Origin of the sequence: Microbulbifer sp. CNSA002 (genome assembly GCF_047324085.1) — a bacterium.
In the GTDB taxonomy this organism is placed as follows: Bacteria; Pseudomonadota; Gammaproteobacteria; order Pseudomonadales; family Cellvibrionaceae; genus Microbulbifer.
Genome location: NZ_CP172449.1, coordinates 2455413 through 2467566 on the forward strand (window position 1 = coordinate 2455413; position 12154 = coordinate 2467566).

Annotated in this window: 8 protein-coding genes and 3 tRNA genes; 4 read left to right on the forward strand and 7 right to left on the reverse strand. The window is 47.7% G+C overall.

What is annotated here, in order from left to right:
• The first annotated feature begins 30 nt into the window (after positions 1–30).
• From ACG1BZ_RS11010 to ACG1BZ_RS11020, 3 genes are all read left to right on the forward strand, one after another.
• Positions 31–1197 (forward strand): dipeptidase, encoded by a 1167-nt coding sequence (locus ACG1BZ_RS11010; RefSeq protein ID WP_413665678.1) that lies wholly within the window; start codon positions 31–33, stop codon positions 1195–1197.
• Between the two features lie 386 nt (positions 1198–1583).
• Positions 1584–2279 carry a YopT-type cysteine protease domain-containing protein gene (locus ACG1BZ_RS11015; RefSeq protein ID WP_413665679.1) on the forward strand — a complete coding sequence of 232 codons (696 nt, stop codon included), beginning with the start codon at positions 1584–1586 and terminating at the stop codon, positions 2277–2279.
• A gap of 237 nt (positions 2280–2516) precedes the next feature.
• Entirely contained in the window at positions 2517–3029 is a 513-nt protein-coding gene (locus tag ACG1BZ_RS11020) for a hypothetical protein (protein ID WP_413665680.1), read from the forward strand.
• A gap of 104 nt (positions 3030–3133) precedes the next feature.
• On the opposite strand, the gene ACG1BZ_RS11025 is transcribed toward ACG1BZ_RS11020, so the two are convergent.
• From ACG1BZ_RS11025 to ACG1BZ_RS11055, 7 genes are all read right to left on the reverse strand, one after another.
• Positions 3134–3724: a RidA family protein gene (locus tag ACG1BZ_RS11025; protein WP_413665681.1), complete on the reverse strand. Its 591-nt coding sequence runs from the start codon at positions 3722–3724 to the stop codon at positions 3134–3136.
• Positions 3725–5062: 1338 nt separating this feature from the next.
• A tRNA-Leu gene (locus ACG1BZ_RS11030) sits at positions 5063–5149 on the reverse strand.
• A gap of 90 nt (positions 5150–5239) precedes the next feature.
• Positions 5240–5313: transfer RNA gene (locus ACG1BZ_RS11035), tRNA-Cys, on the reverse strand.
• Between the two features lie 473 nt (positions 5314–5786).
• Complete coding sequence (locus ACG1BZ_RS11040) at positions 5787–7013, reverse strand: hypothetical protein (RefSeq protein WP_413665682.1); 1227 nt, start codon at positions 7011–7013, stop codon at positions 5787–5789.
• 398 nt (positions 7014–7411) lie between these two features.
• Positions 7412–9319, reverse strand: coding sequence for a S8 family peptidase (locus tag ACG1BZ_RS11045; protein WP_413665683.1), 1908 nt, complete (start codon positions 9317–9319; stop codon positions 7412–7414).
• Between the two features lie 85 nt (positions 9320–9404).
• Entirely contained in the window at positions 9405–9638 is a 234-nt protein-coding gene (locus ACG1BZ_RS11050) for a hypothetical protein (protein ID WP_413665684.1), read from the reverse strand.
• Positions 9639–9729: 91 nt separating this feature from the next.
• The gene (locus ACG1BZ_RS11055) at positions 9730–10599 is read right to left on the reverse strand and encodes a hypothetical protein (protein WP_413665685.1); all 870 of its coding nucleotides are present in this window, start codon (positions 10597–10599) and stop codon (positions 9730–9732) included.
• 1122 nt (positions 10600–11721) lie between these two features.
• Here ACG1BZ_RS11055 and ACG1BZ_RS11060 point away from each other — a divergent pair.
• Positions 11722–11798 (forward strand) — tRNA-Pro (locus tag ACG1BZ_RS11060).
• Positions 11799–12154 lie beyond the last annotated feature (356 nt).

Sequence of the window (12154 nt, forward strand, 5' to 3'; positions counted from 1 at the left end):
CCCATGGATTTCTACTAATGGAGACAATAGATGAGCAAGTGGTTCATTCTTCTGACAACAATGGTGGTGATATTGTTCGCCAGCTGGAAATGGCTTTTGCTTCCGGCTATTGAAAAGTCTATGAACAAAGTAGAGCCGGGCAAAATTGCAGCGCTGTCACCTGAGGCTAAAGCGCTACACCAAAGTCTATTGGTAGGTGATCTCCACGCAGATAGTTTCCTGTGGGCCAGGGATTTGAGGAAGCGAGCCGACTATGGTCATCTGGACCTTCCCCGGGCGAGAGAAGGTAATCTGGGTATCCAGGTCTTCACATCAGTTACCAAGTCTCCCCGGGGGCAGAACTATCAGAAGAACTCCAGCAAAGCTGGCGATAACATAACCTTATTGGCCATTGCTCAGGCGTGGCCAGTAAAGGCGTGGGGCAGCCTGTATGAGCGGGCGCTCTATCATGCAGAGCGTGTTAATGCGCTACAGCAATCTGCGCCTGACCAAATACGTATCGTCAAAAGTGCGGCAGATCTACAAGAGGTGCTTGTAGCAAGGAAGCAGGGCGGAGAGGTTTTGGCCGCACTCCTTGGCACTGAAGGTGCCCATCCTTTGGAAGGGAAGATCGAAAACATCGGTCACCTATACGATGCTGGTTTCCGGGTGATGGGGTTGCAACACTTTTTCGACAATGAGCTGGGTGGCTCCCTGCATGGAGAAAGCGGGCAGGGTTTGAGCGCATTTGGCCGGGAAGCAGTGCAGGAGATGGAAAGGCGCTCTATTGTGATTGACGTCGCCCACTCCTCCGAGCAGGTCGTCCGCGAAGTTTTGGATATTGCCGAGCGCCCAGTGATTGTTTCCCATACCGGGCTTCAAGGGGCGTGCAACTCACGCCGGAATATCAGTGATGAGCTAATGAAGGAGATAGCGGGTAAAGGAGGCTTGGTTGGAATCGGTTTCTGGCCTGGTGCTGTCTGCGATACAAGCCCCAAGAGCATTGTTAAATCCATTCGTTATGCCATTGATACACTGGGTGTGGATCATGTCGCATTGGGGTCGGACTATGACGGTAGTGTAAAGGTTGCATTTGACGTAAGTGAACTGGGCGTGCTTACCGCAGAAATGCTTCGGCAAGGGTTTACTGAAGAAGAGATCCGTAAAGTAATGGGTGAGAACCTGAGAGATTTCTTCCTTACTCAACTTCCCAGTTAATATCATATAGGAAGGTTGAGTTTAGATTCCACAGCCTTCTCAACAGATATAATAGCGCTGGTATTTGATAGCTCACTGTTCTAATGAGTTTGTTATTACCAGCGCAATACTTGTACTCGTATATGATTAAAAATAAATTTACTTTCTGCACTTATCCAAACGCAGTTTAAACTGGAAATTTGTATCATATTTTGACCTTAACGTTCTGAAAAGCCAATTGAAATTAAGTGTAATCAAATTCCGGTTTACTTTTTAAAATGACTTAAAGCTAAAAAAGCCACAAGAAAATTGATAGAGATAAAACTGTAGGTGAGAAAAATAGAACATGGGCCGCGATACCGCGGATAGGCAAAAGTCCACTATCTCTAAAGAATAGGGAGACCTCCATGTTCAATCCGAAATTAACAGAAACAGAATTTCTATTGGATCAAGCAAATTACATCCAACCCGGTGTCCACAATGACGTAAGGCGCGGAGTTTGTTACGCATTATCCTACATGTGGGTGAGACTCGGCTTGCAACCCGGCGGTCATATAAATATGCACCTCCAGGCAGGACTGCAACAGCGTTACCATAATACGGGAATTGGAAACGCCCTCAACAGAGCAACTCCAGGTATGTTTTTAAGGGCTGTTGGCGGGTCGACCACCACCTTTGGGCAGCCTATCTATACAATGCAAAGGGCAATTTCCGCGCAGCAGCAGATCCAGGGAAATGTGATGGGTATATCGTCAGGGTTAAGGACGATTTGTCGGGCAGATGGGTATACCGAGCACTGTATCGCCCGTGGGCATCAGTTGAATCCATTTGAGCCTTTTTCCATATTTTTGCGATGGATACGGCAGGGGATGGCCCGCCTTAATCAAGGCTTTGCATTGATAGGATTCCTGGGTCCCAACAGCGGCCATGCAATTGCAGTTCAAGTACAGAATGGTAATACCTGGAGGCTTTTTGACCCCAATTTTGGTTCCTTTGTATTTAACGGATACAACCGCTTTAAGGCCGAATTACATCAGCTGGCTTTGATATACCTGGCGATGGGCACTGCTGGTGGAAGCTGGATGATTTCAACTTTTAGATAAGTTAGTAGGGTTGTTTTATTGTCTAGGTATCACAGGGTCGCTTAGGCGACCCTGTGTTATTTATATCGTACCATTTGCGAGGGAGTGTCAGAGTTACGGATGTATTATGTAATCACAAATGAGTGGCTCCGTGCGCAAAGAAGTTGATTCCTTTATTTTTAATAATTAAGCTCATAGTAGGTAACTGTATTGTCATAGATATACGGTGTGGTTTTACATTTTTTTAGGGTAAATTTGGTGAAGCGGATATTCATTGCTGTATTGTTTTGTATTAGTTCCTACGCGTCTCAAGCGGAAGAGCTGAAAATTGCAGAGTATATTAAAGTTAATCCACCTTCAGAGATGGATCTAACTTTTCAGGTTGTGCCTGATTATAGTCCTGATGAAGAAATTCTTCTGAGCTGGAATGGCGATGAGCTGGACTACCTGGTTGTTACTGATCGTGAGCGAGGAGGGCAGAAGCATGAACTATATTGGCGAATGATATTAAAGGAATTCCAGAAATCTTCGGGCCAAAAAAAAGTAAGAACTTCAAATGAAGGGGAGCTGACAACAAAGTCAGGATTAAAGGTGAGCTACAAGACTGTAGAATGGTTTAGTGAAGGGGATAAATCCGTTCAAATGTTGAGCCTTGTTGTTGGAAGGAAAGATGCTTATTGGCTTATTGTTAATTCCACGAATGAAGATATGGCCAGGATAACAGAGAGCTTTAAAAGAATTTTGGAAACAATTGAGCTTACGCGTGGCTAATCAGCCCTGATGAAGGCGCTATATGGCTTGTCTCAAACACCTTCGGAATTAAACGCGAACTATCCGAGGTGGATGATTTTACCACCTCAGATCTCAACTAATAGCTACTTGGCAGCGATGCACTCAATTTCAATTTGGGCGTCCAGCGCTAGGGACTCCACTGCAAAGGTAGTCCTTGCAGGGTAGGGGGAGGCAAGAGCTTTCTGGTAGATGTTGTTGAATTCAGGAAAATTCTTGATATCTGTTAAAATGACCATGCATTTAACGACATCTTTCATTTCGTAGTCGTAGCGCTCTAGAGTTTGCTTTATATTGTCTAGAGTCTGTTTGGTCTCCGCAGCGAATCCCCCTTGGGCTAACCGCTTAGTCTCCGGTGAAAGCCCTATTTGGCCAGAAAGAAATAGCTGGTTGCCAACTTTTACAGCCTCTGAAAACGGTAGCTTTGAGGCTGATCCTGTTGGGTTCAGAAATTCAACCTGCCCAGTGTCCTTTGCATAACTGGCATTGGAAAGTGAAATAGCGAGAATAGCGAAAATTAACGTTTCTATAGGTGATGTCTTTATCTTCATGGGAATCTTTTTTTGTAAGTTATGCATAAAAACACGGCTCACTGCATCTTGCGATTGACCACTTTTTACACTTGGTGGGTACCACGCAAAGCTTGAAATACTTCCTGAGATAACTGTGTATTGCAACTTATGAGTAGCCGCCTTCTCTTTGGTGAAGTATAACCTGCTAAATCAAACTAATTGAACAAAGACACTAAAGGGCATATGTGCATATTGGGTGATGAATCTACGCGAGATCTGTATATAAGTTGTACGCCTTGAAGGTGGCGATAGATACGAAAGCTCTCTTGTACTCAGAGTAGCTCCACTCCACTGCTTACCTGAGTTTCGCACTTTACAATACTGGTTCGTTGAACAATAGCGTTTCGGGATACCCGAGTCCGGAGCGCTGCTATGCAAGTGCGCTCTTTCCTCCTTAAACAAATCAGATTTTAGCGCTGTATTGAGTGGGCCGATTTCTTTAAATTGAAACCAGTTCACATATTTCATTTAAGGAAGAATAGGTTTGCCAGATTTTTGTCCCCACTACAGTGCCTGGGTTCTGAAATGTGATAGCCCTCTCCAACCCATCACCAAAAGAGTGGTAAAGCTCAATGCTAAATGCCCCAAGTCCGCCCCTTAAATTGACGTATAAATTACCGTAAACTGTATTTATATACAGCTGTATTTATTGACAGTGTTCTGATTTGAGGAGTAATATATTCGTAGCTGCTTTGGTTTTCATGCAGCAACCATCCTTTCTTGAACCGGCCCCCAAGCCGGTTTTTTTATTCTCATCCGTACAAGCTATTTCATTTCTGGTTCTGGAGGCAGTTCTATCTAGTCCCGCGGACGTCCAATGAGTGTAGTAACCCAAGTGGTTTTATTTGCCGGAATTGATATTTCTCGGATGTCCGGTAAATCTACTTGCCGCTTTCCCTGTAGTCTTCAAGGGTTATTCTAGATTGAAAACGAAGAGTTACGGGTTTGACTGCCGTCAGCTGAAGTGGCGGTGGGGTAGAGCGGCAATCAATATTAACGAATACCTTCTTGGTGTGGTCTTGGTCGACGGCTGCATCCTTTAGTTCGAGTCGGGCTCCTCATCTAGGCTAAGCGCCTGTATTAAATTCGCTAGACTGCCAAGAAAACGGTAAGTATAACCACATTGTAATAAATGCCTCTCATCTTACTTTCCCAGGTACAGGTGATATTTGGCTCCCTGCGGTGAGAAAAATCCCAGTCGTAAATGGCGATGTCGTGTTAGTTGTTGTGGATCAGTAGCCTGGCTGGAAAATCTTTGATGGGTGGCGGGGTGCTCTCTGAATGTGTCTATTAATCCGGACAGGGAAAGTTGGGAGCCGGTAACTTATAGAGCTCTGCCCAGCCAACAAAAATATTAACTGCTGAGGTTCGTATTTATAAAAAGGGGGGGGTCAAAAAAGGCTATATCGTAAGGTTTATAACTGTGAAACTATAAGGATCTAGTGGTGCCCGGGGCCGGACTTGAACCGGCACGGCCGTGAAGCCGGGAGATTTTAAGTCTCCTGTGTCTACCAATTCCACCACCCGGGCAGATCCTTTGCGAGAGAGGGCGATGTTTAATAGTTGCCCTTCATTCTCACTTTCATTGCATTCAACAGGATACTGCAATGAAGAGGAAAATGGAGGCTAGGGTCGGAATCGAACCGGCGTACACGGAGTTGCAGTCCGCTGCATGACCACTCTGCCACCTAGCCTTTTTTATCCGCCTTTGGCGGAAAAGAACGCTGCGAATTCTATCTGATAAATCTGAAAAATCCTAGCGTTTTCTTATACTTACGTGCGTTTCGCTGTGTAAGTGGGCGCCATTTTAGGGACTCTAGAGGATTAGTCAAGCATTGTTTTCATCAATGTTGCAAACAAGTGAAAAAAAGTAGGAAAAGTTACCTTCTGATGGTGGGGGAGGGCTGTAATAACTTTTAGCGCTGGTGCTCAAGAACCTATTTCCATTTGTTCTAAATTAATCTTCAGGTGTGCTGGCAATCTGTGACCTGTGTTCGATACTGTCTTTATCTGGCTAACACATCTCCCCCAACGTGTTTAGTAATGCTGGTAGGGTGGCTCACATGGCTGCCACCCGGAAGCAAGGATGAAATCCTCCAAGTTTCACTCCTAATGGTCTTGGCCCTGACGCTCTCCCCCCCCCGTCGTCAGGGCTTTTTTTTGTCTGCTATTTACTGGAGCCTTTCGCCCGGTCTGTCAGGTTTTCTGTGGCTAATGTATCCACGGGTTTACCGGCTGCTTTCTCAGACAGGGATCTAAACCTTTCCAGAGTCACTTCACCGCGTGTTCGAGCCAGTTCTCGTGCGACGTCATCAATACTTGCCTTGCCATTGCTGGCCTCGCGAATCTCTTTATCCAGTTGCTGCATTACCCCGGCCGCACGGGCGGTAATGGGGCCGGACGAGCGTTCGACTAATAGTGAGGGAGCCTTCTTACCCCATTTAATCAGTTTATCCATTGCCTCCTGATAGCGGGTTTCACTGATGCCACCAGTTCGCCTTAAAATCTCCAGGGAGTAAAACTCAGCCAGTCCCTCTACAATCCAATCGCTCTCATCGTCGCCGTGAATTCCAGTGCCCACATGAACTAGCTCGTGGATCATGCTGCTGGTGCGGTTGCCGCTGATCAATGGTCGATCAGCATGCATATATAGAGAGCGTGTCCCCGACAGTCCACCGCGCCACATGGGGTCGTCAGCGGTTACGATCAATAGATGATCAGGGAAGAGGGGGAAGATTTTCTTGAGCTCTGGCAGGTTCCAATTTAGGAAGGCCAGGATGTCTTGCCGCCGAATGTTCTCATTTTTAGGGCCTGCAACACGGGTTTCAGTGCCGGCAATCATATCCTGCCGACTGCCAATTTTCCCTACAATCATCCAGCCCTTGGGTCTTACAAACTTACGCTTGGGGTCAGATAACTCGTATAGGTTATCTTCGATCTCAGGGTAGGGTAGGGCCGCATACCATTGGTCAGGAAGTTCCAGCTTAAGGCGGGCGGTAGAGCGGCCACGGCTGGTTGCCGATACCGGTGCAATCAATTTATCGCTGCGGAGAATTGCCCAGTCTTTGGTGATCCGTGAGTCGTAGCCACCGTTGCTACGCTGGTTGTCTATGACAAAGCGGTACTTGAGGACGGGGTTTTTCCCTTCGGGTTGCCAGGTTGCTTTGTCGCCCTCGATCTTTAGAGGGGTGTCACTTTCCAGGTCCTGATAGCGGCCAGAGCGCAAGTTTAGAACGAGCTTACTTGGCATATCATCACCGCTGAGTGCCATTTCCACCTCAGCCAGTTTGGAGTTGGGCGAGATCTCTGCACTGTAAAGAATCTCATAAGCCTGAACAGCAGGGGATAGAGTGGCGAGTAATAGCGGCAGTGTTAGTAATCGTTTAAGCATCATTTCTTCAGCGGGAAATCCAACAATTAGTCGTTTCGACAGTATCTAAGCCTACAGGTGCCCTTGTGTCACCTTCAAGCAAACTGGCCACAAACTAGCCAGTCATGAGATGACAGTTTTGTGCCGTCAGGTTTCATTGGATTGGTTTTCAGATATGTATTATTTAAAAAGAATACACTTACAAAGTCGTTATCATATGGCAGCGCATACTAGTAAGCATCTCCCGTAAAAGTAAACAAGAAGATAGATATGGGTGCGCCATCACAAACATCTTTTGAGAGGGCTGGGTTAGTGGGCAGGCATGCTGCCTAAGTGGGAATTGAGCGCTACGAAGAACAAGACCGCAGCTATGCAGCGGTCTTGAAGGGTCTTTTGCAGTCTAACTAACGATGGCTACAGAGCTACCAATATCTGATTGCACGGGGATCAACGAACTGCATACCGTAGGCGCTCAGGGCAAATCCATCTGGAAAACTGCTTACCATTGGTTGCTGGGGGTTAACCGCGGCTATTTCGGAAGGGTAATAGCCTCCCGGCACAAACTGCCCCTGCCAACTGGGTGTAGCTTGAGGGGGGTAGCCCTGTAACGGACTCATGGTAAATCCAGAGTATGGAGTGGCTGGGGAGGGGCCTTGCGCGGTTGCGGCATGAGTACCCGCGGCCCTTGCTTGCTCTTTGGCGGACTCAAAAGCGGAGTTGATACCGAAAAGCTTGGGAACACCTGCGCCAACTCTCTCTGCCCCGAGGGGCATTGGTGCGGCCAAGGATTGGATCAGTTGGTATAAGGCGGTTACTCTGGATACATCTTTCTGCCGGAGCGCACCTTTAAATAATGGATGGTGGGCAAGTAGTAGTGCTGCCAAACCGGTAACATGCGGCGCGGCCATTGATGTACCTGATTGAACATCGAAGCCTTTGTCAGGCACAGACGAAACGATACCCACACCAGGTGCGGCAACAGAAATTTCCTGGCCGAAAGCGCTAAACCTAGGAACAAATAGACCGTCGGCTGATGCTGTTGAGGGTATTACTGTTTGCGCTTCCCAGGAATCTTTGGGGAATTCATTGAGCATTCCAAGAGCGCCTACAGCCATAGCATTTGGGGATCTGGCTGGATACTGGACTGCCCCGCCATTGTTGCCTGCGGCAACTATACAGGCGATACCATGTTGGACCGCTTCCTCGATTTGCTGCTCAACAGCTTCTGATGAATCAGAGCTGCCCAGGCTCATATTCACCACATCAACGCCGAGCTCTATGCAATGTGAGAGCGCATCAATCAAGCTACTAAATTGCCCGCCGGGGAAAACTTTGAATACATAGATTTCGGCTTCAGGAGCAAATCCGCGTATTGCCTCGGAGCCAGAGGGTTGGCCTGTAATAATTCCCGCACAGTGGGTTCCATGGCCGACGATATCTTCTACCCAGCTATTGGTATCGTAATTATTGGTGACATCGATACCATTCTTTAAATGGCTCAGTATCGGGTGCTTATTGTCCGCACCGGAATCGATGATTGCGATTTTGATACCTTTGCCTGTGTATTCATCGGGTAGCTGGTCCAGGCCCATGTACTTTTGCCCCCAGCCATAGGAAGCATCATTGGGGAAGTTGGGTATGGCTTCGCTTAGGGGTTGGAGTTTCACCAGGTTCACACCGGTGAGCGACAGGGAGGGGCTGCGAATATATTTGTTCCAGAAATCTTTGGCCGGGCGGATCAGAAGTGATTTCACTTGAGCACCGCCGCTTTGCGCAAAAATACTGAGCGCGACTTCCCCTTTATTGTTGGTGACACCTTCTTGAGGAAAGCCCGCACTTTCAACAATTATTTGCGCGTCGCGTATGGGCTCACCTTTTGCACCGATAACGCGGAAGTGCACCTGCTGTGCCTGGACGTGGTATTCGCGCAATAGTCCGGGTTGCTGTGCAAAAACTGCGGAAAAGGTCGGTGAATAGCTCGCTTGCCCGTAAGAGAGAAGTGAGTCCAGTTCAACGGCGACGTTTGGTGGTGTGGTCTGGTAAAGTGCCGCAGCAGCATCCACATCCATACGGACTTTGTAAATATTGGTGGCCTCATCTGCGGATGACAGCGTTTTTAGTTTTCTGCCGGGGCGTATTTCACGGAGCACCTCACAACCTGCCTGTCTGGCAATAGTGGAAATCACATGGTGCATTGAGCCCGAGCTCAATGGCTGTACGCCCATGGATTTAGCCATCAGGCTGCGGCGGGGTGAAATAAGTAACTCGACTTTCTCTGCAACCTCGACCGAAGGTTCTCCTGCGGCCTTTTCTTGTCGGGATTCAGTCATGTTCATGTTCCTTCGCTTTCAGTGCGGTACTGATTTAGTACGCGTGTGAAACGTCTGAAAGTGGTGAATCGAGTGGGTTTCAGTCTCAATTGAGAGGGTGGACAGGTTGATCCGGATCAATAATTACTTTGCCTCCCAATTTCTTTCTTAGGTCGTCGACGGCATCGGGTGTAGCCACAAGGGTGACGTTGCTTTTGCGCAAAGTAACGTCCCTCACATCGGGGCAATTTGAAGCTTCCTTCACCAGCTCCTCTAGCTCCAGAGTGCTAGCTGATACCTTACGATTGGGTACGGCTACATATTGCTCAAACTTCTTCATTTTCTTCTCATTGTGACTGCGCTATCCAAAGTAGGGCAGGGGCGAACCCACCCCCAGGAAAAGGGGCGTGAAGCCCCTTTTTGCATCATTTTTAGTGCAGATAAGCCTGTTGCTGAAAGGCTGAGTTGGGTTGCGGCATGGCCTGATAGGGCAGTGGCTGCCCGATGCCACTCAAATTCTGAAAAGGTTGCTGTGGCGGCTGCGGGAAAGCCTGGAATGGCACCGGTTGACTTAGTGGTGCAAAAGCCTGCGGGGGAACCGCCCCATACTGCTCCGGAGCCACAGGTGCCAGTTGATTTACCGGTTGGCCGACGTAGGTCTGAGGAACGAGGTGTGGCGCGAATTGCGGTGCGGCCTGGTAGGGTAGTAGGTGGCTAAGGCGCGCCAAGTTGTTAAGGAGTTGACCTTGTTGGTGCGCACCAATGTAGTTACCAAGAACAGGTGCGGCACGGCTAACCAGCTCACCGAGGAGACCTTGCGGTGCCAGTTGCGGAGCGGTTTGGTAGGGCAGGAACTGTCCTAGCTGGGTGGCTGCATTGATAAGCTGTGCCTGAGGGCTATTGATGTAGTTGGCCAATAACGGCGCGGCTCGGCTTATCAATTCGCTGAGATAGTTCTGGGGGACAAACTGATGAGCCAGCTGGGGTGGAATCTGTGGAGCAAGCTGCTGAGGAATGTGGGGCGCTAACTGTTGTGGAAGCTGCGGTGCGGCCTGGAAGGGCAGTACTTGGCCCAATCCGCCGAGTGCATTGATCAATTGACCTTGTGGTCCACCGACAATGCCACCAACCACCGGCGCTGCGCGGCTAATAAAGTCTCCCAGCAATCCTTGTGGTGCTAACTGTTGTAGCGGTAGGTATGGCTGGGGTGGACTGAGTCCGACGACCGGATTAATCGGAGGTGCGGCATAGTTATGTGGTTGTCCAAAGATCCCTTGAGCATATGCATATGGTTGGTACATGAACGTACTCCTCGAGTAGACCAATGACGATAGGGGGCTATCGCCCAGGTTATTTCATGGTTTACGGGTGAGAATTTTGGAGCTTGATAGAGCCCCGTTTTTAGGATCAGCCTGCTGATAATAAATCGGTAATGAGCTTTCGAGTTGTTGCATCTTGCGACGGACACTCAGCCGGCTGATCTGAGTATAGAGAAGCTTTTCAGAAGCACAGGGAAAGTTTTAAAAAAAATGGAGCGGGAAACAAAAAGGTAATGGAGGCGCAATTGTAGTCACTATTTTTCTTAAAATTTTGTAATTTTTCCAAAAGGAGTATTTTTTAAAAAATAAAGTTTTACTTGGAATTTGATACTTAAATGGGTGGTAAATATTCTTGTGGCGTGCAGGGTGCTGCTCCATTGTATTGGTGTTAGGGCTCGGAGAAAATCCCCTCGGGTGCCCGGTGAAAACTAGCGGCACTTGTAGAAATATCCGTAAATAGCGAACTGGAATTTAAAGGTAATTGTTTATATCGATGTCTTGGAAAAGAAACTTATAGAACTTATCAGTTCGCTTTTATGTAAAGGTCTACTTACTCAAAACATCAAAAAACGATATCTAGTAGCGTTTCAATATAATTTGTTATGGCCTCGCGCTGTATGCCTCTCTTGGTCTTTTTTGCTCCAAGTTCTGATGTCCTCTGTGGAGAGCTTTGCATTTGTTTATACGTGTGCTCTCAAAACTAAAAGTACTTGATAGTCGTTGAAGATACGAAAATACAAGAAAGTGGATAGAAATAATATCGGTATTTTTTTGGCGACCACAGTTTGCCGTATACGTGAAGAGGGTTTCAGAGAGTGAATAGATTGGTGGAAAGTGTTCGGTCCCAGGGAGAACAAGGGATTGGTTGTTAGTTGGCAGACTACATGGATGTGTCGGAGATTGGGGCAATTACTAGCAACCGTAAAGCTTGAATCTCCAATGTAGAAAGAGGCGCTTGGAGCCGGGGAGGTCCAGCTATAATGCGGATTAGACTGCCTTTGAGGACAACTCAAAGACCAGTTGTGTCGGCAAAATGACCTATGATGACATTCGCGCCAAAAATTACTTGATCTTTGAAAAATGGATGAGTAGTATTCGCGGCCTCGGTGAGTAGCGCAGCCTGGTAGCGCACTTCGTTCGGGACGAAGGGGTCGGAGGTTCGAATCCTCTCTCACCGACCAGATTTTCAAAGCCCGCTTTTAGCGGGCTTTTTTGTGCCTGAACTCTTTAGCTTGAGCTGACGATAAGCCGTTCAGATTGCCCCTTACTTTCCCTCAGCACATCGCACCTGGAAAAAGTGCAAGCAACTCCTACTTGTACCTTGTTGGGGCCCCACCTTAGACCACTTGCTATTCAACTTCGTCAAATCAGGGGCTAATGCGGAAGCAAACTACAAAAGTCAGATGCGATGGGGACAAATAAAGAATGGGTTTCAGAAATACCGACGAGGCTTTGAGTATGGCTGGCTTAACTATTTATACCGATAAACAACCAAGATACCGATAAACAACCAAGAGACTACACCCTCAAGGCAGCT